Annotated in this window: 21 protein-coding genes; 12 read left to right on the top strand and 9 right to left on the bottom strand. The window is 36.5% G+C overall.

Features of this window, described 5'->3' with window-relative positions:
* The first annotated feature begins 122 nt into the window (after window positions 1-122).
* The 3 genes from HCX49_RS19485 to HCX49_RS19475 are packed head-to-tail and all read left to right on the top strand — an operon-like array spanning window position 123 to window position 2,717.
* A complete protein-coding gene (locus HCX49_RS19485; protein WP_021191874.1) occupies window positions 123-1,334 on the top strand; it encodes an alanine dehydrogenase in 1,212 nt (403 codons plus the stop codon).
* 3 nt (window positions 1,335-1,337) lie between these two features.
* Window positions 1,338-2,189: an alpha/beta hydrolase gene (locus HCX49_RS19480; protein WP_168127924.1), complete on the top strand. Its 852-nt coding sequence runs from the start codon at window positions 1,338-1,340 to the stop codon at window positions 2,187-2,189.
* A 12-nt stretch (window positions 2,190-2,201) separates the two neighbouring features.
* Window positions 2,202-2,717, top strand: a complete 516-nt coding sequence (locus HCX49_RS19475) for a TlpA family protein disulfide reductase (RefSeq protein ID WP_168127923.1) — start codon at window positions 2,202-2,204, stop codon at window positions 2,715-2,717.
* Here the strand turns inward: HCX49_RS19475 and HCX49_RS19470 are convergent.
* The 6 genes from HCX49_RS19470 to HCX49_RS19445 form a co-directional block, all read right to left on the bottom strand.
* The gene (locus tag HCX49_RS19470) at window positions 2,707-3,747 is read right to left on the bottom strand and encodes an ABC transporter ATP-binding protein (RefSeq protein ID WP_183916349.1); all 1,041 of its coding nucleotides are present in this window, start codon (window positions 3,745-3,747) and stop codon (window positions 2,707-2,709) included. The two genes, HCX49_RS19475 and HCX49_RS19470, sit on opposite strands and share 11 nt — an antisense overlap.
* 70 nt (window positions 3,748-3,817) lie before the next feature.
* Window positions 3,818-4,612, bottom strand: coding sequence for an outer membrane beta-barrel protein (locus tag HCX49_RS19465; protein ID WP_021191871.1), 795 nt, complete (start codon window positions 4,610-4,612; stop codon window positions 3,818-3,820).
* Between the two features lie 22 nt (window positions 4,613-4,634).
* Window positions 4,635-5,372 carry a hypothetical protein gene (locus tag HCX49_RS19460; protein ID WP_132771623.1) on the bottom strand — a complete coding sequence of 246 codons (738 nt, stop codon included), beginning with the start codon at window positions 5,370-5,372 and terminating at the stop codon, window positions 4,635-4,637.
* Window positions 5,369-5,821 (bottom strand): sigma-70 family RNA polymerase sigma factor, encoded by a 453-nt coding sequence (locus tag HCX49_RS19455; protein ID WP_231577178.1) that lies wholly within the window; start codon window positions 5,819-5,821, stop codon window positions 5,369-5,371. The genes HCX49_RS19460 and HCX49_RS19455 overlap by 4 nt, the downstream gene beginning before the upstream one ends.
* A gap of 154 nt (window positions 5,822-5,975) precedes the next feature.
* The gene (tsaE, locus tag HCX49_RS19450) at window positions 5,976-6,386 is read right to left on the bottom strand and encodes a tRNA (adenosine(37)-N6)-threonylcarbamoyltransferase complex ATPase subunit type 1 TsaE (RefSeq protein ID WP_021191868.1); all 411 of its coding nucleotides are present in this window, start codon (window positions 6,384-6,386) and stop codon (window positions 5,976-5,978) included.
* A 13-nt stretch (window positions 6,387-6,399) separates the two neighbouring features.
* Window positions 6,400-7,953: a bifunctional response regulator/alkaline phosphatase family protein gene (locus tag HCX49_RS19445; RefSeq protein ID WP_168127921.1), complete on the bottom strand. Its 1,554-nt coding sequence runs from the start codon at window positions 7,951-7,953 to the stop codon at window positions 6,400-6,402.
* 295 nt (window positions 7,954-8,248) lie between these two features.
* Between HCX49_RS19445 and HCX49_RS19440 the strand changes: the two genes are divergently transcribed.
* The 7 genes from HCX49_RS19440 to HCX49_RS19410 all read left to right on the top strand — a co-directional run bounded on the left by HCX49_RS19440 (window position 8,249) and on the right by HCX49_RS19410 (window position 14,725).
* Window positions 8,249-9,499 (top strand): HD domain-containing protein, encoded by a 1,251-nt coding sequence (locus HCX49_RS19440; protein WP_168127920.1) that lies wholly within the window; start codon window positions 8,249-8,251, stop codon window positions 9,497-9,499.
* A gap of 33 nt (window positions 9,500-9,532) precedes the next feature.
* Window positions 9,533-10,576 carry a UDP-3-O-(3-hydroxymyristoyl)glucosamine N-acyltransferase gene (gene lpxD / locus HCX49_RS19435; RefSeq protein ID WP_021191866.1) on the top strand — a complete coding sequence of 348 codons (1,044 nt, stop codon included), beginning with the start codon at window positions 9,533-9,535 and terminating at the stop codon, window positions 10,574-10,576.
* A 40-nt stretch (window positions 10,577-10,616) separates the two neighbouring features.
* Complete coding sequence (locus HCX49_RS19430) at window positions 10,617-12,011, top strand: bifunctional UDP-3-O-[3-hydroxymyristoyl] N-acetylglucosamine deacetylase/3-hydroxyacyl-ACP dehydratase (protein ID WP_183916341.1); 1,395 nt, start codon at window positions 10,617-10,619, stop codon at window positions 12,009-12,011.
* Between the two features lie 8 nt (window positions 12,012-12,019).
* Window positions 12,020-12,808, top strand: coding sequence for an acyl-ACP--UDP-N-acetylglucosamine O-acyltransferase (gene lpxA, locus HCX49_RS19425; RefSeq protein WP_021191865.1), 789 nt, complete (start codon window positions 12,020-12,022; stop codon window positions 12,806-12,808).
* A gap of 11 nt (window positions 12,809-12,819) precedes the next feature.
* Window positions 12,820-13,443 (top strand): ATP-binding cassette domain-containing protein, encoded by a 624-nt coding sequence (locus tag HCX49_RS19420; RefSeq protein ID WP_132771620.1) that lies wholly within the window; start codon window positions 12,820-12,822, stop codon window positions 13,441-13,443.
* Between the two features lie 75 nt (window positions 13,444-13,518).
* Window positions 13,519-14,079, top strand: coding sequence for an elongation factor P (gene efp, locus HCX49_RS19415; RefSeq protein WP_021191864.1), 561 nt, complete (start codon window positions 13,519-13,521; stop codon window positions 14,077-14,079).
* A 73-nt stretch (window positions 14,080-14,152) separates the two neighbouring features.
* Window positions 14,153-14,725: a 5-formyltetrahydrofolate cyclo-ligase gene (locus HCX49_RS19410; RefSeq protein WP_237682853.1), complete on the top strand. Its 573-nt coding sequence runs from the start codon at window positions 14,153-14,155 to the stop codon at window positions 14,723-14,725.
* 35 nt (window positions 14,726-14,760) lie between these two features.
* Here the strand turns inward: HCX49_RS19410 and HCX49_RS19405 are convergent, their stop codons facing one another.
* Both HCX49_RS19405 and HCX49_RS19400 read right to left on the bottom strand, forming a co-directional pair.
* Window positions 14,761-16,053 carry an HAD-IB family phosphatase gene (locus HCX49_RS19405; protein ID WP_021191862.1) on the bottom strand — a complete coding sequence of 431 codons (1,293 nt, stop codon included), beginning with the start codon at window positions 16,051-16,053 and terminating at the stop codon, window positions 14,761-14,763.
* A 35-nt stretch (window positions 16,054-16,088) separates the two neighbouring features.
* Window positions 16,089-17,054, bottom strand: coding sequence for an NAD-dependent epimerase/dehydratase family protein (locus HCX49_RS19400; RefSeq protein ID WP_021191861.1), 966 nt, complete (start codon window positions 17,052-17,054; stop codon window positions 16,089-16,091).
* Window positions 17,055-17,162: 108 nt separating this feature from the next.
* Between HCX49_RS19400 and HCX49_RS19395 the strand changes: the two genes are divergently transcribed.
* Together HCX49_RS19395 and rmuC are read left to right on the top strand one after the other, a co-directional pair.
* On the top strand, window positions 17,163-18,347 hold the full coding sequence (locus tag HCX49_RS19395) for a formimidoylglutamase (protein WP_021191860.1): 1,185 nt from the start codon (window positions 17,163-17,165) through the stop codon (window positions 18,345-18,347).
* A 46-nt stretch (window positions 18,348-18,393) separates the two neighbouring features.
* Window positions 18,394-19,758, top strand: a complete 1,365-nt coding sequence (rmuC, locus tag HCX49_RS19390; RefSeq protein WP_168127919.1) for a DNA recombination protein RmuC — start codon at window positions 18,394-18,396, stop codon at window positions 19,756-19,758.
* Here the strand turns inward: rmuC and HCX49_RS19385 are convergent.
* Complete coding sequence (locus tag HCX49_RS19385; protein ID WP_168127918.1) at window positions 19,660-20,781, bottom strand: DUF4407 domain-containing protein; 1,122 nt, start codon at window positions 20,779-20,781, stop codon at window positions 19,660-19,662. The two genes, rmuC and HCX49_RS19385, sit on opposite strands and share 99 nt — an antisense overlap.
* Window positions 20,782-20,873 lie beyond the last annotated feature (92 nt).

Raw genomic sequence — 20,873 nt, 5'->3', positions numbered from 1 at the left:
GTTTTAGTGCTTAGTTGGACAAATGTAACTTTTTTTCTAAACAGCTAGGCATATAAGTGCTTAATTTCTTTTGCTTAGCTTAAATAAAAGTAGTAAATTTAAAAAGTAATGCATGAAAATAAATGAGTGACTTAAGTAAATTGGCAAGTCAAGCAATGATACAGCCACAAGAGACTTTATCAGCGACTGCTTCTAGGGAAAAAAGATTGTTTATTGGTATACCCAAGGAAATTGCATTTCAGGAGAGAAGGATTTGTTTGACACCACTGTCAGTCGGTCTTTTGGTAGAAAATGGCCATGAAGTTATTATGGAAACCGGTGCCGGTTTAGGATCTAATTTTTTGGATCATCATTACAGTGAACAAGGTGCTCGTATTGTCTCATCTGCCGAGGAAGTTTATCAAGCGGATTGTATTGTGAAAATATGCGCACCCACTTTTGAGGAAGTTGGAATGATGAAGCAAAATCAGATATTGATGTCTTCACTGCAGCCTTCATTATTAGAGCTACCTGTTCTGAGAGCGCTTATTCAAAAAAAAATTACTGCTTTATCTTTCGAATATCTGCGCGATGAGGGGGGCTGTTTGGCAGTAGTCCGAGCAATGGGAGAAATTGTTGGGGCTACTTCAACTTTAATCGCTTCTGAATATTTAAGTAATAGTTTTGGTGGTAAAGGCTTAATGTTGGGAGGTATTACAGGTGTTCCGCCGACAGAAATGGTCATTATAGGTGCCGGAACAGTTGGAGAATATGCGGCAAGGACAGCTATTGCACTGGGTGCACAAGTGAAAGTTTTTGATAATTCCATTTATAAATTAAGACGTCTCCAAAATAATCTAGGAAGTCGGGTATACACATCTATTATCCAACCTACAATTTTGAACAAAGCTGTGAAAACCTGCGACGTGGTCATCGGTGCTTTACGCTCAAAAAATGGGAGAACTCCTTGTGTCATTTCTGAAGAAACAGTTTCAGAAATGAAACCTAATTCTGTTATTATAGATGTAAGCATTGATCAAGGGGGATGTTTTGAAACTTCAAATATCACATCACATGATACACCGACCTTTAGAAAATATGATGTCATTCATTATTGTGTCCCTAATATTGCTTCTCGGGTGGCGAGATCTGCAACCTATGCATTAACAAATATTTTTACACCAATACTACTTGATATTGCTGAGCAGGGAGGTGTCAAAAATGTCATTTGGAAAAGTGCAGGAATTAGAAGTGCAACCTACTTATACCAGGGAATATTGACCAATAAGGATATTGCTTCAAAATTTGAAATGACAGCCAAAGATCTGGATTTAATTATAGTGACCAATTTGTAATTCATGAAACTTACTTTAATGATTATTCTTTTTTCAGTTGTTTTTCAAGCAACAGCGCAAGAAAAGTTTGTCTTATATAATGACAAGATCCCAAATTCTATCAATACAGATACGGCCAGATACAATCGAAATATTCCAGAAATATTTGTTTACAAGCCAAGTGCCGCTTTAGATAAGGGTATGGGTGTGTTGATTATTCCAGGTGGTGGCTATGCACATATTGCTATGGATCATGAAGGACACGATGTTGCAAAAGAGTTGAACAAAGCTGGTTTTACGGCTTTTGTTCTTAAATATCGATTACCTTCGCCCAATATCATGGTCGATAAGAGCATTGGACCAATACAAGATGCGCAGCGTGCCATGCAGTACATCCGCAGTGGTTTTCCTTTATTGCATAAAGTCGGAGTTATCGGTTTTTCAGCAGGAGGGCACCTTGCATCTACTTTGCTGATCAGTTCAAAACGTGGTTTCATTGCTAATCCGTCACAGTTATCTTTAGCGCCCGATTTTGCCGGATTGATTTATCCCGTTATCTCCATGACTGACGCTATTACGCACAATGGTTCTAGAATCAACCTTCTCGGAGAGAATCCATCTCCAGAGCAGATTGCCAAATTTTCATCTGAACAGCATGTGACCTCAGATCTTTGTCCTGTATTTTTTGTTCACGCAAAGGATGATAAAGCGGTTCCGATTGAAAACAGTTATGTGATGATCAAAGCACTGGATAAAGCTCATGTTAAAAATAAGCTATTGACTTATGAGGAGGGGGGACACGGTTTTGGTTTGATTAATAAGACAAGTTCAGTAGCTTGGTTAGATAGTTTTGTAGATTGGGTAAATCATTTATAACATATTATTGAAATGAAACATATTTTAGGACTTATTTTTAGTTTTTTGTTTTTAATAGCCGAAGCACAAACCTCTGATGGAGGATGGAAAGTGCCTCTTAATGCAGCAAGTCCTGCATTTGCAGTTCCCAAGAAAGATGGAACTTCTATTGCCAGTTCCGATCTGAAAGGAAAAGTAGTGTTGCTTAATTTCTTCGCAACCTGGTGCCCTCCATGTCGAGAGGAATTGCCTCGCTTGCAGAAGGAAATATGGGAAAAATATAAAGATAACCCCAAATTTGAATTAATGGTACTGGCGCGTGAGCAGGATTGGAATAAAATTGATCCCTTTGTTGCCGAACACAAATATTCCCTACCATTTTATCCAGACTTGAAAAGAAATGTATTTGGTTTATTTGCAGACCAAGGTATTCCACGCAATGTCGTACTCGATGCCCAGGGCAATGTTATTTACCAGTCCCTTGGGTATGAGAAAAAAGAGTTTGATCAATTGATTGCTCTTATTGATCGTCTTTTACTTAAAGACTGATATATTGCGCGATCTTGACGGTTACAGGTTGTCCTATTTGGATTGAAACAGGAGTCGTACTGATGGCATGTAGTTGTAAGGCATGATTTGTAATTACTAATTCATAATAAAAACCTCTAAAGCGGATATCGGTTAATGTGAAATCATGCGTTGTCTCCGATGCCGTTATAGATACCCATTCTTGATGAATGATGACGGTTGTATCACTTTGTATTTGAAGCAATTTCGCATCTGTGCTACTCAGAATATTGCTTTTAGCTAATAAAAGTGCTGTGTATGGATTAGTTGGTCTTTCGTAAAGTTCCCGTGGATGGCCTTGATCCAATATCTTACCATCTTTCATTACAATAAGATCGTCGGCCAGTGCCAATACTTCTGTCGGATCATGGGAAACAAGTATAATCGTAAGGCCTGTCTCGACCACAATTTGTTTGATGTCTTGTTGCAATGTGTCTCGGAAAGAGGCATCAACCTGATTGAAGGGTTCGTCCATCAATAGTACTTGTGGATCATTTACCAATGCTCTGCAGATCGCAACACGTTGTTTTTCTCCACCGCTGATGTCAGCAATTCTTTTCTTTGCAAGATGATCAATTCGCAGTCTTTTTAGGATTGCAGCAGTTTTTGTTTGTTTGGCTTCGATATTTGTATTTGGCAATTGGGACGCGACATTATCCCAAACATTGGCAAATGTGTTTAAGTCATCAAAACCCTGGGAAACCAACTTCATGTCTTGATGCCCTGGGATTAGTTTATCTTTTCTTGTCGGAACTAACCAGCCTTTGTAACGAACTTCACCGGTTAATGGCTCTAATAGACCATAGATGAGACGAAGTAATGTGCTTTTCCCACTGCCGGATTCTCCGATAATAGCCGTGATTTTACCTTCTTGGATTCCTATATTTGCTTGCTGTACGGCTAAACTTTCCGAATTTTCTGAAAATGAAAAACTAAGATTTTCAAGATGGATGTAAGGAAGTCCAAGGACCTCTTTATCAAAGGGAACATACTGACAAGAAGATTGTGACATATTTTGCAAAATAAAAAAAGCCGAATGTTATAATTCGGCTTAAAATTAAGCATTTTAATATTATTCTACCCTAAAAACCTAGCGTCAGGCCAAAAGTAAAATTATTTAAACCCTGTTGATCAGGACTATTTTCGAACATATCATTGAAATAATATTTGACAAAAACGCCCATTGAATCATATCCGAGCCGCGCAAAGGCACCATACTGGAAGCTGGCCAAATTGTAATTATCTTTAAATTTTTGGCTGCCTTGTTCATTACTTTTTAAACGTTGACTACCTTTTATTAAAATTCCGGTCATTGCGCCGACAGCAAGTTTCGCACGCTCACCATTTTTAAACCTTTTACTTCTGAACTCAAATGTTAACGGAACACGTAGGTATGTTGATGTAAATACATTCTTCTTGTAAGTGATGTCATCCGGGTAGGAATAGTCCAAAGGAGTAGCGTCCTGATCCAGCAAAACATTATGTTTCAACCTCAGATAGTTCCATTCAAAACCTGTCGATATATACGTTTTGAATCGATCATTGAACCTAAGGCCAAATTGAGCAATATCGAAACCAAAGTTTGAAGCTTTTTTATATTCTAAAAATTCGTTATTCTCATTTAATGTAAAGCTACCATCATTAATTAACCTTGAAAATCCCCAATCTATGCGAGAAAAAGTGATGCCACCAAATATTTTTGGATATTTTGAAACAGCAGGTGTGTTTTTGTCATCAATTTTATCACTGTCTTCTTTGCCTAAAATGCTTGTTGAAATATTAATTTTTTTAGTGCTGTCCTGTTGTGCATATGCTTTTACTAGAAGGCAGGATGTTAGGATACCGATGATTGCGAACGATAGAAAATATTTTTTCATATGGAAAGAGTTTATTTAGGTTTTACTTTTTTCTTTTTTTATTTTTAACGAAACTATTAAGTAGATCAATCTGTAATGTTCCCTCGTCATCATTGCTGAACTGAACTTCTGAACCATTCCCTTGATTGATGGTTTTGCTCAAAATGTTGAGCACCTTAGTAACAACATTCTGTTTGCTTTCGCTGGTTGAAGCCATCATACTTTCTTCTTCGTCCGGGTTTTCAATAATGGGTTTGATCGGGATGTATTCCATTGCATGTGCTATTTGTGCTTGTGAATCCACAACTACTAGCATCGGTTGTTCTGCTGTTATTTTTAGTTTTTTAAGCGCTACCGCTTCATTGATCTGTGCAATTTTCGGTGGCATTGATTTTATTTGATAATCAGTTTGCGTATCCTGAGTTTTTTCGGGTACAGTTTTGACGGCAAATCGGACAGGCTCTTCTTTAGTTTCTATCAAATCTTCTACTGGCTCCTTTTGTTCTTTTTGGGTAGCTGTATCTTTTTTCCGATTAACAATGTTTGTGGTTTCCACGGTGCTTGCTGACTGCTTCATGACCAATAGACTAAAAATCCCAATACAAATGAGGGTCGCGGCGATGCTAACAAGCGGTTTTAACCACTTTATTTTTTTCTTGATTGGTACAATTTTCTGTTCATCAAGATCCGCTTCTATTTTATTCCAGATATCAGCGCTAGGCTGTATATCAAGTTTGTCAATATGATCGCGGAATAATTTGTCGATTTCTTCATTTTTCATAACGTAAATGCCTCAATTTTTAATAATCTTGTTTTCAGCCACTGCCTTGCTCTTGATAACTGTGATTTTGAATTTCCCTCACTTATGTTGAGCATTTCGGCAATTTCTTTGTGTGTATAGCCTTCTACAGCATAGAGATTAAAGACTGTACGGTAACCAATGGGTAATTGATGAACGATTGACATTAAATCTTTGTAATGTATCTGATCGGTAGCGTTGTTATTCGGAATTTCATGGATAATGTCGTTATCGAGAGACTCTACATAAACAATTTTGTTTTTTCGCTGTATTTCAATAGCCGTATTGACCATAATTCTTCGTATCCAGCCTTCGAGAGACCCATTTTCTGAAAACAGGTGTCCTTTAGTGAAGACTTTTACAAATCCGATTTGCAGTATATCCTCCGCTTCTACGCTGTCTTTTGCATAGCGTAAGCAAACAACAAACATTTTTTTAGAAAAAAATTGATATAGATGGTACTGAGCTTTTCTATCTCCAGTGAGACATTTTTTCCATGTTGAATCTATACTTACGTTTTCCAAAATTTAATCAGTTTATATTAGGAAGACGTAAGATATTTAGGAAAGGTTGCATGGGGCGCAACTATTTTATAATTATTTTTCGACTTGTAGGTGATGTAATCTCAATTTCAATTGTTTTTGCATCATCAGGCAGTAAGTTTGGGATTTTATTCGGCCATTCGATAAAACAATAATTTCCAGAATAAAAATAATCCTCATAGCCAAAGTCATAGGCCTCTTCTTCTTCTTTTATTCTGTAAAAGTCGAAATGAAAAATTGTGCCCTGTGGTGTGCTATATTCATTTACAATTGAAAATGTGGGACTTGAGGTGTTGTCTTGTACTTGCAAAGCTTTGCAAAGTGCTTTTATAAACGTTGTTTTTCCCGCACCCATATGACCGTAAAAGAGAAATACACGATCATCAGGAAAAGACTTTAAAAGTAGTTCTGCAGCATGATCTAATTCTGAAAGTTGATTGACTTCGATTATCATGCTGCAAAATTACTTATTTGGAAGTATAAGTAGCGAAAGGAATAATCATTTCTTCCAATGAAATACCCCCATGCTGAAAAGTTTCATTAAAATAATTGACAAATTGATTGTAATTGTTTGGGTATACAAAGTATGAATCCTCTTTTGCAAAGACAAAGCAGGAGCTCATGTGCAACTTTGGTAATTGAGCGTCATGTGGATTCTTAATTAAGAACACGTCCTTGTCAATAAAATTTAGATTCTTCCCCTGTTTATAGCGTAAATTGGTATTTGTATTACGGTCACCAACAATCTTGCTCGGTTTTTTTACTTTAATTGTTCCATGATCTGTTGTGATGATCACTCGAACATTACGCTGGGACAGCCATTTCAAGGCTTCAAATAGGGGCGAGTGTTCAAACCATGAAAGGGTTAAAGAACGGTAAGCCGCTTCATTGTTTGCCAATTCGCGAATCATAGCCATATCTGTTCTTGCATGCGAAAGCATATCGACAAAGTTGTAGACTAATATATTCAGATTGTTCTGGATTAAATTGCTCAGATTGTCCACGACATCTTTCCCCTGATCTAAGGTTAAGACCTTTGTATAGGAGTGTTTTATAGGTTTCCGGTAAACACGGTTGATTTGGTCTTCTAAAAATTTGTCTTCATATAAATTTTTACCACCTTCATCTTCATCGTTCTGCCACATTTTTGGAAATCGCTTTTCCATTTCTAAAGGCGTCAGTCCACTGAAAATTGCATTTCGGGCATATTGCGTCGCGGTCGGTAAAATACTGTAGTAAGTATCTTCTTCCTCTAGTCTAAAATAATCGGTGATTACTTCGTTGATCACTTTCCATTGATCGTAACGCAAATTGTCAATTAAAAAGAAAAATGTAGGTTTATCTTCCGTTAATTGCGGAAATACCTTTTTCTTAAATAATTGATGCGAAAGTATTGGAGCTTGATCTGGAGCTTTCATCCAATTCAAGTAATTCTTTTCGATAAATTTGCAGAATTGAACATTTGCTTCCGATTTTTGCATTGTCAAGATTTCATGCATGCCCGCATCTTCAAGTTTCTCGAGCGAAAGCTCCCAATAGATCAGCTTTTTATATGCCTCGGACCATTGTTGATAATTCAGATCATCATTTAATACCATACCAAGGTTTCTAAAGTCCTGTTGATATGCCATCGATGTTTTCTCGTTAACAAGTCTCTTGTTTTCCGTCAGTTTTTTGATAGTCAGGAGAATTTGCTTCGGGTTAACGGGTTTTATAAGATAATCGTCAATTTTAGAGCCTATGGCATCCTCCATGACATGTTCTTCTTCATTTTTTGTGACCAGTACAGTAGGTACGGTAGGATTAATGGATTTTAAGATTGCTAATGTCTCTAAACCTGTTAAACCCGGCATATTTTCATCTAAAAATACTAGGTCGAAAACACCTTCTTTAAAAGCATCCACCGCATCATTTCCATTATTTACTGTTTTGACTTTATAGCCTCTTTCTTCTAATAAGAGTATATGAGGTTTTAAAAAATCAATTTCATCATCAGCCCAAAGTATATGTGTTTTTTGCATATTGTAATATTTGCTATAATCAAAATCGATTAAATTCCAATTGTTTTAGTGTTTAGGTAGCTGGAGTAATAATCACTTTTTTTGATATTTTCATTTAAACTATACGAACTTAAATAAAAAAGGAGCTTTACCTATTATTTTTAACACTTGTTAACCACTTAAACTAATTATATTTGTATTTATAATTTAACTCCTAGGACAGGAAAATAAACTGGCTCATCTTTAACTCATTTGATGAACAATTAAAGTTAGCTATTGTTTTGGCGCTATATGTTAGAAGAAATGCATTCATAAATTGAATAAGAAAAAAATATTAAATGATCCTGTCTATGGATTTGTTTCCATTCCATCGGGATTGATTTTTGAGCTTATACAGCATCCTTATCTGCAACGACTTCGCTATATTAAGCAAGTCAGTATGACCCATTTGGTGTATCCTGGAGCGCTGCATACCCGCTTTCAACATGCGATAGGAGCTATGCACTTGATGTCGTTGGCGATTGATACGCTAAAAGGTAAAGGTGTCGATATCAGTGAGGAAGAGAAAGAGGCGGCACTTGCGGCTATTTTGCTGCATGATATTGGCCATGGCCCCTTTTCTCATTCTTTAGAACATACGATTATAGATGGGGTTTCGCATGAATTACTATCTTCTCTTTTAATGGACCGTATCAATAATGAGTTCGGAGGAAAGCTTGATCTGGCCATTACTATTTTTAATAATAAATATCACCGAAAATTTTTCCATCAGTTAGTTTCCAGTCAATTGGATGCTGACAGAATGGATTATCTAAATAGAGACAGCTTTTTCACAGGAGTATCAGAAGGCGTTATTTCATATGATCGAATTATAGCTATGTTAGCTGTGGTTGATGATCAGATCGTTATAGAAGAAAAAGGAATTTACTCGGTTGAAAAGTTTTTAATAGCGCGTCGATTAATGTACTGGCAGGTATATCTCCATAAAACCGTAGTGGGAGCAGAACAGTTATTAATCAAAATACTGCAACGGGCAAAGCAATTAGCAAGTAGTGGCAACACATTGTTCGCGACACCAGCATTTAACTGGTTTTTGACTCAAAAAATTGATAAGAACAATTTTTTAGAAGATGCTTTACACTTGGACTGGTTTACACTTTTGGATGATACTGATATTATGTCTGGTATTAAGACATGGGCCCATCATGAAGATTCTATTTTGCGTATGATGTGTCAGAAATTGATGAGCCGTGAATTGTATCGGACCATTATGAGTAATATGCCTTTCTCAAAAGAATTGATGGATGAGGTTTATCGTCGCGTTAAAGAATATTTTCAGGTAAGTGATGACGAATTGCAATATTACGTTTTCACCCAGGAAATTCAGAACAGTGCTTATGATAGCCACAATGACCCGATTAAGATATTGATGAAGACAGGTGAGATTAGCGATATTGCTGAAGCATCAGATTTGTCGAATTTAGAGGCGTTAGCAAAAAAAGTGCAGAAGTTTGTACTGTGTTATCCCAAAGAGCTTGGATATATAGCAATTCCAGCTAAAAAATAATTAAAATATAATAAAAAAACATAGCTTTGTAGCATGCAATTTACTGCTCAACAAATAGCATCCTTATTAAATGGATCGATAGAGGGGAATCCTGATGTAGAAGTTTCAAATTTAGCGAAAATAGAAGAAGCTTCTTTAGGGGATCTTTCATTTCTATCGAATCCTAAATATGAGCAATTTTTATATGAGACTAATGCCTCTATTGTAATTGTTAATGAAGATCAACAATTATTATCAGCCCCCAAATCAACTTTAACGTTGATCCGCGTAAAAAATGCTTATACGGCATTTTCTACATTATTGAACATCTATAATGAAGTTCGCCTGGATAGAAAAGGCAGAGAAGAACCGTCATATATACATGATACTACTACCATCGGTGAGGATGGTTATATCGGAGCTTTTGTCTATATTGGCAAAGGTGGAAAAATCGGTAAAAATGTTAAAATTTACCCGCAGGTTTATATTGGTGATAATGTGATTATCGGTGACAATACGACCTTATTTCCTGGCGTTAAGATATACCAAGATTGTGTGCTGGGAAATAATGTTACTGTGCATTCTGGAACTGTAATTGGTTCTGATGGTTTTGGATTTGCTCCGCAGGATGATGGTACCTATGCTAAGGTTCCTCAAATTGGTAACGTGATTATTGAAGACGATATCGAAATTGGTGCCAATACGGTTATTGACCGTGCTACAATGGGATCTACAATATTACATAAAGGTGTTAAACTGGACAACTTGATTCAAATAGCCCATAATGTAGAATTAGGAAAGAATACTGTAATTGCCGCTCAAACGGGTGTTTCTGGAAGTAGTAAGATCGGTGAAAACGTAATTTTGGGTGGCCAGGTTGGTATTGTAGGCCATATTACTGTTGCTGACAAAAGTCAGGTACAGGCTCAAGCCGGAATCAATAGATCGATTACCGAAGCGAATAAAAAGTGGGCGGGGAGCCCTGTATTGGGTTTTCAATCCAATATGAGATCGCAAGTCATTTATGCGAAATTACCTGATCTTGAAAAACGTGTCAGGGAGTTGGAGCGATTATTAAAGGAAAATTTGAAATCTTAAAAGAACCTTTTGGTCGTTTTTGATTAAATATATGTTAGAAATGAATGTAAAACAAAGAACCATCAAGCAAGATGTGGTCATATCTGGAGTCGGTTTACATACAGGTAAAACTGTATCTATGACAATAAAGCAAGCTCCTGAAAATCATTGGTATAAGTTTAAAAGAATTGATTTAGAAGGTCAGCCAGAAATACTGGTTGATGCTGATAATGTCACAGATACATCGAGAGGTACAACGATTTCTCAAAATGGCGCAAGTGTGAGTACTATTGAACACTTAATGGCTGCTCTGGTAGGTTTACAGATTGATAACGTATTAATTGAAATTGATGGACCCGAAGTACCTATTTTAGATGGTAGTTCAGCCATATTTATTGATAAATTTGAGGAAGCTGGTTTCGAAGAGTTAGAAGCTGATCGTGATTATTTTGAAATTCAGCATGCCATACATTATATAGAATCTGAACGTAAGGTAGAAATCATGGCAATGCCACTAGATGGTTACCGTTTAACGTGTATGATTGATTTTAATTCGCCTGTATTAGGAAGTCAGCATGCTGCTATTAATACCATTGAAGATTTTTCAAAAGAAATATCTTCTTCAAGAACTTTCTGTTTTTTACATGAATTAGAAATGTTGGTTGATAATGGTTTGATCAAAGGTGGCGATTTAAGCAATGCGATCGTTATCGTTGATAAAGAAACATCTCCTGAGGAATTGAAGAAATTATCACATTTGTTCAACCGTGATGATGTTACTGTTGCAAAAGAAGGTATCTTGAGCAATATTCAGCTTCGTCATCAGAATGAGCCCGCTCGTCATAAGTTATTAGATATGGTGGGTGACCTCGCTTTAGTTGGTCGACCATTGAAAGGACATGTTATGGCAGCAAGACCTGGTCACGCCGCTAACGTTGCTTTTGCAAAGAAAATCAAAGAGCAAATCCGCAAGGATAAAAATACAAAAAAGATTAAGGTGTACGATCCAAATATGACTCCTGTATATGATACAGTGCAGATTATGAAGATTTTACCTCACCGTCAACCGATGTTAATGGTTGATAAAATATTAGAATTAACAGAAAATCATGTAGTTGGCCTGAAAAATGTTACAATGAATGAAGACTTGTTCATGGGGCATTTTCCTGGGGCGCCAATTTTCCCTGGGGTATTGCAAATTGAAGCGATGGCACAGACAGGTGGTATTCTAGTATTGAATACTGTTCCTGACCCGGAGAACTGGTTGACGTTATTTTTAAAAATTGAAAACGCACGATTTAAAGTGCAGGTAAGTCCAGGTGACACGATTATTTTTAGATGCGATTTGACGGAACCTATCCGCAGAGGCATTGCTAAAATGAAAGGTGTAGCTATGGTAGGTGAAAAAGTTGTTTGCGAAGCTGAGTTAATGGCTCAGATTGTGAAAGTAAAATAATAGTAGAGATGATACAGCCGTTAGCTTATATACATCCAGAAGCAAAGATTGCTCAAAATGTTGTTGTAGAACCATTTGCTACTATCCATAGGGATGTAGTTATTGGGGAGGGAACGTGGATCGGTTCCAATGTGACAATTATGGATGGGGCACGTATTGGTAAAAATTGTAAAATTTATCCAGGAGCAGTTATTTCAGGTGAACCTCAAGATTTGAAGTTCGACGGTGAAATTACAACTGCTGAGATTGGGGATAATACTACTATTCGCGAATGCGTTACTATCAATAGAGGAACAAAAGATAAATTTAAAACAGTAATTGGAAAAAATTGCCTTATTCAGGCATATAGTCATATTGCACACGATTGTACAATCGGTGATTACTGCATATTTTCAAATAGCAGTACACTAGCGGGACATATTACCGTAGGAGATTATGTAGTTTTGGCAGGTATGGTAGCAGTTCATCAATTCTGTACCATTGGATCGCATGCTTTCGTGACAGGTGGTACATTAGTAAGAAAAGATGTACCTCCGTTTATCAAAGCGGCACGTGAGCCTATTTCTTATGCAGGTATAAATTCTGTTGGATTAAGGAGAAGAGGCTTCTCAGAAGAGCAGATTGCTGAAATTCAAAATATTTATCGTGTTCTATTTGTTCAAAATAGAAATTTAACAAAAGCGGCGGCGATCATTGAGGCTGAATTTCAGGCAACTGAAATTCGTGACGAGATATTAGGTTTTATCCGCAACTCTAATCGAGGTGTTATTAAAGGATTTAATCAAAGGGCTGTCTAATTTTAGATCATTTGAAAATTATTTTAACAGATGTAGGTCGGCGTTATAATCGGGAATGGATTTTTAAACATATTACATATGAGTTTGAATCCGGAAAGTCATACGCCATACTTGGACCTAATGGTTCAGGAAAGTCCACTTTGTTAAAAGTGCTTTCGGGAAGTTTAGCGCCTTCCGCTGGAAGTATTTATTATGAAATGAATGATAAAGCAGTGGATGTTGAGTCGGTTTTTCAATATCTTTCGCTCGCTACGCCCTATGTAGAATTAATAGAAGAATTTACGTTACGAGAGCAAATACAATTTCATTTTAAATTTAAGAATTATCTAAGCGGATATAGTGAACCTGAGGTTGTACACTTATTAGGCCTGGAAAATGCAATAGACAAAGAACTGAAATTTTTTTCCTCAGGAATGAAGCAACGTGTCAAATTGGCTTTAGCTTGTTGCAGTGATTCTGCTTTCGTGTTATTGGATGAACCAACTAGTAATTTGGATACCGCAGGTGAAGGATGGTACTTAGAATTGGTTGATAAAACAAAGCGTGCAGATCGATTGTTTATCATTTGTTCCAACCAAGAGAAGGAATATAATTTTTGTGACCAGACCCTGTCTATTTCAGATTATAAAAGTTGATAATTATTAGATTTTTATTAAAAGATTAGATTTTGTAGTTTTGTGACTCAGAAAATAATTATAAAAGTTTAAATCATGGCAAAAGCATCAGACGTTAAGTCAGGAAATGTTTTAAGATTCAACGGTGAGTTAGTCGCTGTTGAGGAATTTATACATCGTACACCAGGTAATTTACGTGCTTTCTATCAAGCGAGAATGCGTAATGTGAAAACTGGTAAATTAGTAGAATACCGTTTTCGAGTTGACGAAAGTGTTGAGATTGCTCGTGTTGAAACAAACGATTATCAATATTTATATGAGGAGGGAGACTTTTTCGTTGTAATGGACAATACCACTTACGAACAGTTTAATATCCCTAAGTTCTTGTTTGGAACTTCGGCACGATTCTTGAAAGAGGGTATGAACGTAATTGTAGCATTTGAAAGTGATGAAGCAATTATGGCGCATGCTCCTAAAAGTGTTGAATTAGAAATAACATACACAGAGCCTGCAGTAAAGGGAGATACTTCAACAAATGCATTAAAAAATGCAACAGTGGAAACTGGAGTTGAAATTAAAGTACCTCTTTTTATTAATCAAGGAGATAAAGTAAGAATTGATACGCAAACAGGTGATTACATCGAGCGTGTTAAATAATATTAAGATTTAGGTTTAGGTTGATTATTCGGTCTTGTTAGCACCCAGCTGCAAGGCCGTTTTTTTTTCTATTATGATGACCAAAAATGAACTCAGGACATATTATCGGCATTTAAGATCGCGATTAGCTCCGTCTGAAGAGATTGATCTAAATTTGGGTCTGTTAGAAAATTTAAAGCGTTTGGAATGGCAAAACGTGAAATTTTGTCATGTCTTTTTGCCAATACTGAAATTTCATGAACCTAATACGCTGCTACTCATTTCATATTTGCAGGAAAAGTTTCCGGAGATTCAAATTGTTATCTCCAAATCGAATTTACAGTCTAATGTGATGAGTCATTATATTTATGATGATAAGTTGGCATTAGCTCATAATCAATGGGGCATACTCGAACCGGTAGAAGGAGTTTATGTTGACGAAAAGAGTATTGACATGGTGCTGGTTCCCTTATTAATTTCAGATAAGGCTGGGAATCGGATTGGATATGGAAAAGGTTATTACGATCGCTTTTTATCTTTATGCAGACCTGATGTTAAAAAGGTCGGTCTTTCATTTTTTGAACCTATAGCGATAATCGAGGACATCGATCCGCACGATATTCCTTTGGATGTCTGTGTGACACCAAAAACAATATATTATTATTAAAATAAAAGCGGGAACTATAAGTTCCCGCTTTTATTTTAATATAAAATTCGAAATTTTATGGTATTCTGAACTTTTTTAAGTTGTTTGATTAAATCCCGGTCATATTCACCTTTGATATCCGTGACAGCATAGCCTATATCAGCCTTAGTCATCAGAAATTGAGATATGATATTGATATCATTTTGAGCATAGACAAGATTAATCTGCGCCATGATACCAGGTACATTTTTATGGATATGAAGTAAACGTGTAACATCTTTTACTTTAGGAAGCAATAGATTTGGAAAATTGCGACTCATGTAGGTATCTCCATTATTAATGAAGTCGGCCATTCTTCTCGGAATAAATTCGGCGTTTCTCTTTTTGTCTTTTTTGTCATCAAAAACAACAATGCCTTTTGCATTGCAAATATCTTTGTTAAGATGATTTTTTGCATCACCTAAAACGCCAATCGTTTTGAGCTTATCGGCACGGGATAATTGATCTTCAGAAACAGAGATATCTTTTCCAAGTAAAAGCATGCCGACGTCTTTTGTATACTTTTCTTCAAAAGTGTCTTTTGTGCGCACAGAAAATCCATCTCTTTTTAATATATGAGAAGCAATTTCAGGAACCTCTCCGACGATCAGACAAAGAATCCGATTTTTAGGGTAGGAAATAGCGCGGGGTAAATTATTGACATATAGAAATTCATCAAAACTAGGTGTAATAAAATCCGCTTTTTCAGTGACAGTTTTTCTGGAAATATTTTCAGTAAATGCAAAGAATTTCTCAATAAGCCCGGATTCTTTTAATTGAAAATCAGAATACCCATCACCGATGCCGTAAATAGTACCATCTATTTTTAATTCCTGTAGTAATTTTACTTTACCGCCTTCATCCGATAAAGGATTTGATTCGTCAAATCCGATGATATTATCATGCTCATCAAATATAAAGGTGTTCGCGTAGATATTTTCCTTTTTGATATTATAAGGAATAACAACTGGCGTAATGAACTCTTTAAATCCTCCAGATACAATCCAAGCGGTGTCCGAATTTTTTTTAAAAAACTCTCTATTTCTTGAGAATGAAGTAGAGACTTTCTTTTTCAGGTGTGTAATAAGTTTGTCGAGATGACTTTTATTTGCTTGTAGTAATTGGACACGACCAGCTAATGCTTCACGAAATGAAAGTTTACCCTCCATTGCAAGATTGGTGTAGCGTTCAATTTCAAGATATATCTTTTCCCTGTCAGGATGATGTTCTAGCGAAATTTTTGCTAATTCGTCCAAAGCCTCTACTTGCGTAAAGGTACTGTCAAAATCAATGATGTAATAATTTTTCACGGTTTAGTTTGAGTTTAGGATTAGATTATTTATTGTCAGTTATAGCGTACAGCTATCTCTTTTAAGGTCGTTTCTAAAGGTTTATATTCAAAAGCTAATGCCTGTTGTAATTTTGCATCTGTATAGGCTAGCTTCTCGCTAGAAGCCCTAGCGCTATCTTTTGTAAGGGTCGATTTTTCCTTTTTTATCGATGCAACTGCAGTCGCTAGCGTAGCTGCGATCATCAGTACAGCAGGAGGGATTGCTATTTTAGGAGCTGCTTTACCCATCAAGGCACTTGCCTTCTCCAGTAGTTCCTTATTGCTGAGGTTCACATTGTTGATAATAAAACGCTCTCCTGAAATATTTTTTAGTGCCATTAGATTGCGCATAATGGAAGCCACATCTTCAACATCAACCACACCAACAGTACCTGTTGGGTAGTATTTTAATCCTTTATTGATTAATGAAAATATTGCACCGGAACCTTTTGCACCAGAGGAAGCTCCAATGATAACAGATGGATTTACGATAACAGCATTTAAACCTTCCGCAATACCTCTCCAAACTTCCATTTCACTTTCATATTTTGAAATTGCGTAGTTGGATAACGAAGACTCATATTCCCAATAGTCTTTTTCACTAACAGGAGCTTGATTTTTACTGGATCCTAATGCAGCAACAGAACTGACATGAACAAGTCTGGCCTGATGTGCTAGACAAAGGTTGACAACATAAGCGGTCCCTTCAACATTTACTTTTTTCATGTTCACCGCATCTTGTTTTTGGTAAGATACGACAGCGGCACAGTGGTACACCTCAGTGATATTTTGGAATGCTTCTTCAAGATCAAAGTAGTTACAAATATCAGCGTCAATCCATTGGATTAAAGACGATGATAATAGCTGTTCTGGAATTATCGAGTTTGAGCGTTTCGTAGCTATCACATCAATTCCTAAATCGATCAATTGCTTGATCAATGTAGCCCCTAAAAATCCGGTTCCTCCTGTTATTAATATCACATGTTAAAGATAACGTTAAAAATAATGTTTTCAAAAGTAAGTTAATAAATGGATATTTGTCTAAGGCAAGGTTTTAATTTTTGATTACCGTCAACACAAATTCATCATATGTCATTATCCGTTTTTTTTAGTCCGATTGTTACCCAAAAGCTATTTCCTGAAGAAGGATTTTTTCGTTCGCAACTTGGCAATGTTGTTCGTTTTTATGACAATCAATTTCCGACTTGGGATAAAGACGATAAGCCACAATTGGCTATAATTGGCGTAGAAGAAGATCGTGCTGCTGTTAATAATCAGGGCTGTGCAAAATCTCCTGATGCGATAAGAAAACATTTGTATCAGCTTTACCAAGGGGATTATGCAATCAACGCTGTTGATCTCGGTAATATTAAAGAGGGGGCAACGATAAAAGATACTTACGCAGCACTTAGAGCAGTTGTGGAAGAATTATTAGCCGATGATATCGTTCCCATAATAATTGGTGGTGGTCAGGATCTGACCTATGCACAATACTTAGGCTATCAAAATCTGGGGCAAAAGGTGGAAGTGGCCGTAATAGATGGTCGATTTGATCTGAACCAGGAAAGTGGTGAACAGGTTGCACTGGATTCAAGATCATATTTGAACCATATTATTCTGCACGAACCCGATTACTTATTTAATTTAAATAATATTGCATATCAGACCTATTTGGTAAGTAAAGAATCGTTGAATATGTACGATAAGTTATTCTTCAATGCTACTAGGCTCGGTGCAATAGCCGGTCGAATGGATCAATCTGAACCGCTGGTGCGAGCCGCTGATATGGTTAGTTTTGATATTGGAGCTATCCGTGCTTCTGAAGCTTCGGGCAATGCGAATGCAATGCCAAATGGTTTATTTGGCGATGAAGCCTGCCAGATTGCACGTTACGCAGGGATGTCAGATAAATGTTCTTCAATCGGGTTCTATGAATTTAACCCATCTTATGATCCCATGCAGCAAACAGCCATGTTGGTATCCCAGATGATCTGGTGCTTTATAGATGGCTTTTATAACCGTAAGCAGGATACCCCTTTATTACCAAAATCGTCTTATATTATCTATAGAACGACCCTGGAAAATGAGGAACATGAATTGGTATTTGTTAAAAGTAAAAAATCAGATCGCTGGTGGATGCAAGTTCCATATTTTGGGTCACGTTCTGTTAATGAAAGGTATCATTTGGTTCCTTGTCGATATGAGGACTATCAGATGGCTGTTACAGGTGAAATGCCTGACCTTTGGTGGCGAACTCATCAAAAGTTACAGTAGTTTTAATGGTCTGAAAAGACCATTTTTTATTTAGTTAAGTGAATTTATGGAAACAGTGTATATTATTATCGTTATCATTTTATTAGTTGTTCTAATTGTAATTTCTTTGAAAAAGAAGGATTCACATCAAGATGATAATCAGTGGAGACAGGAGAAGGAATTAATGGCAATAGAACTGGCAAAAGTGCAGCAACGTGAACAGAGTTTATTGCAAGAGCGGGCGATGTTGCGTGATGAACTGGAAAAAGAACGGGAGCATGTACTGATCGTTGAACGTTCTTTAGAGAGCACGCGTTCTTTTTATGAGGCGCAGCAAGATAAGTTTCAGGAGCAGAAAGTGGAGATTGCTGCTATTAAAAGCCAATTTAATACCGAGTTTCAGGTCATTGCCAATAAAATTTTAGAAGAAAAGACACTTCGATTTACAGAAACCAATTCGAAGTCCATTGGATTGATCTTAGATCCTTTAAAAGAAAAAATCAAACTTTTTGAAGAGAAAGTGGATAAAACTTATTCGCAGGAAGCCGCAGAAAGAAACTCTTTGAAAGGTGTGGTGCAACAGCTGATGGAGCAAAGTTTGCGGATTAAGGATGAAGCGACCAACTTGACGCGTGCTCTTAAAGGTGACGCAAAGAAACAGGGAAATTGGGGCGAGGTAATCTTAGAACGTGTTCTGGAACGCTCGGGGCTTGTGAAGGATCGTGAATTTAGATTGCAGGCATCATTTACAGATATTGATGGGAGACGAATGCAACCCGATGCCATTATTGATTTGCCCGAAAATAAACATCTGATTGTCGATTCGAAAGTTTCTTTGATAGCTTACGAGCGTTGGGTAAATGCAGAAGATGATATCGATCGTGCTGTTTTTGCAAGACAGCATATTTTATCTGTGGAAAATCATGTCAAAGACCTTTCTGCAAAAAATTATCATGAATTGTATGGTATTGAATCTCCAGATTTTGTCTTACTCTTTATGCCGATAGAATCTGCTTTGAGTATGTCGGTTTCCGAAAAACCAGATCTTTTTAGTGATGCATGGGATAGAAAGGTCGTAATTGTAAGCCCATCTACGCTTTTAGCAACCTTACGTACCATAGCTAGTATCTGGAAACAAGAAAGACAGACACGTAATGTTATTGAAATTGCCAAGGAAGCCGGAGCACTTTATGACAAATTCCACGGATTTTTAACAGATATGGATCAAGTACAGGCACAATTGCAAAAAGCATTGAAAAGCCATGAAGATGCTTCTAAAAAACTATCTTTCGGCGCTGGTAATGTGATTAAGCGCGTGGAGAATCTGAAGAAATTAGGTGCTAAGGCAAATAAGCAAATTGATTCCAAATATTTCTTCGTTCATTTTCTTAAGTCTTTTATTGATCGATATATCGATAGAAGCATCTTTTAAATGGTCTATAGCAGCTTTCTCCGTAACGGTATAAGCATCCGATTCATATTCATCGATTATGCGTTGATTGTAGATCGCCTTATCATAAGCATCTCTTCCTGAAAGAAGCTTAACGAATACCGGTAAACACTCAAGGAAAATAAAAAGTAATCCGATGAAAGTAACCGCATTTGCAGTTGCTTCATCCACTTGTCCGTTAGCTTTAAACTTAAGGTTTCCAAGGGCTGAATTTCGGTCAGCAAATCCAGCCAGATTAACAGCGCTATCCAAACTGGCATTTGAAAGCCCTTTTTGATTTAATATACCTTCCGCTTTTTGTTTGTCAAGTATTAAGCGCTCTTTAGCTATAATTGAGCTACGTAAACTGTCAAGATATACTGTTGATTTTTCTAATTCAAGTTCTTTTCGTTTTGCATATGGTCCGTATCCTACTACACCAGATGTTTCGGTTGTTTTATTACCGAAGATTTCAAAGTTGAGCTTTTGTCGATCGGCTTTGATTCTTGCATCAAGGGAATCTCTTTCTGTGGTAAGTGATTTAAGTTGAGTGAGATCAAACGTATATTTTTTGTTAAAAATAATATTTAGACTGTCTATCTTAGCTCGTTCATTGGCAATATAGGTTGTCTTTAAATTTTCTCTTATTTCTTTGTCGAAAATTTTAAGCTCTAAAGGTCTTGAAATAACGATACCAATTAATATGGCAAGTAATATCCGTGGTAAAGCCTGTAAGAATTGAAAGCCACCTGTTTTCGATTTATTAATACTCAATACAATATAACGGTCCATATTGAAGATCATTAGACCCCATATGATACCAAATACAATTGCTAAAAGCCAATCTAGATAGGTTCCACTAAAAACAAAATACATAGCATAGCCACCAGAAAGGGAGGCAAAAAGACCCGTGAAGAAAATGGTAGCACCAATAGCCACATACTTATTATGTTCTTGCGGATATTTTTTTAATGTCTCTTCATGTACACCTGCGCAGTACAAGAAAAAATGATTGATATTATTCATTAATGAAGATTTATGCTATGAGACAACAAAATTATAAAATAGTTTCAGTACTTTTCTGGTTATTACAATATTGTGATAAATATACAATACTT

Source organism: Sphingobacterium sp. B16(2022) (assembly GCF_012030425.1).
Lineage (GTDB): Bacteria > Bacteroidota > Bacteroidia > Sphingobacteriales > Sphingobacteriaceae > Sphingobacterium > Sphingobacterium anhuiense.
The sequence above is the reverse complement of the archived record's forward strand: the minus strand, read 5'-3'. Positions and strand labels throughout refer to the sequence as shown.

Coding starts and splice junctions, on each gene's coding strand:
- HCX49_RS19485 (WP_021191874.1), top strand. CDS start 123: ATGAGTGACTTAAGTAAATTGGCAAGTCAAGCAATGATACAGCCACAA.
- HCX49_RS19480 (WP_168127924.1), top strand. CDS start 1,338: ATGAAACTTACTTTAATGATTATTCTTTTTTCAGTTGTTTTTCAAGCA.
- HCX49_RS19475 (WP_168127923.1), top strand. CDS start 2,202: ATGAAACATATTTTAGGACTTATTTTTAGTTTTTTGTTTTTAATAGCC.
- HCX49_RS19470 (WP_183916349.1), bottom strand. CDS start 3,747: ATGTCACAATCTTCTTGTCAGTATGTTCCCTTTGATAAAGAGGTCCTT.
- HCX49_RS19465 (WP_021191871.1), bottom strand. CDS start 4,612: ATGAAAAAATATTTTCTATCGTTCGCAATCATCGGTATCCTAACATCC.
- HCX49_RS19460 (WP_132771623.1), bottom strand. CDS start 5,372: ATGAAAAATGAAGAAATCGACAAATTATTCCGCGATCATATTGACAAA.
- HCX49_RS19455 (WP_231577178.1), bottom strand. CDS start 5,821: ATGTTTGTTGTTTGCTTACGCTATGCAAAAGACAGCGTAGAAGCGGAG.
- tsaE (WP_021191868.1), bottom strand. CDS start 6,386: ATGATAATCGAAGTCAATCAACTTTCAGAATTAGATCATGCTGCAGAA.
- HCX49_RS19445 (WP_168127921.1), bottom strand. CDS start 7,953: ATGCAAAAAACACATATACTTTGGGCTGATGATGAAATTGATTTTTTA.
- lpxD (WP_021191866.1), top strand. CDS start 9,533: ATGCAATTTACTGCTCAACAAATAGCATCCTTATTAAATGGATCGATA.
- HCX49_RS19430 (WP_183916341.1), top strand. CDS start 10,617: ATGAATGTAAAACAAAGAACCATCAAGCAAGATGTGGTCATATCTGGA.
- lpxA (WP_021191865.1), top strand. CDS start 12,020: ATGATACAGCCGTTAGCTTATATACATCCAGAAGCAAAGATTGCTCAA.
- efp (WP_021191864.1), top strand. CDS start 13,519: ATGGCAAAAGCATCAGACGTTAAGTCAGGAAATGTTTTAAGATTCAAC.
- HCX49_RS19410 (WP_237682853.1), top strand. CDS start 14,153: ATGATGACCAAAAATGAACTCAGGACATATTATCGGCATTTAAGATCG.
- HCX49_RS19395 (WP_021191860.1), top strand. CDS start 17,163: ATGTCATTATCCGTTTTTTTTAGTCCGATTGTTACCCAAAAGCTATTT.
- rmuC (WP_168127919.1), top strand. CDS start 18,394: ATGGAAACAGTGTATATTATTATCGTTATCATTTTATTAGTTGTTCTA.
- HCX49_RS19385 (WP_168127918.1), bottom strand. CDS start 20,781: ATGAATAATATCAATCATTTTTTCTTGTACTGCGCAGGTGTACATGAA.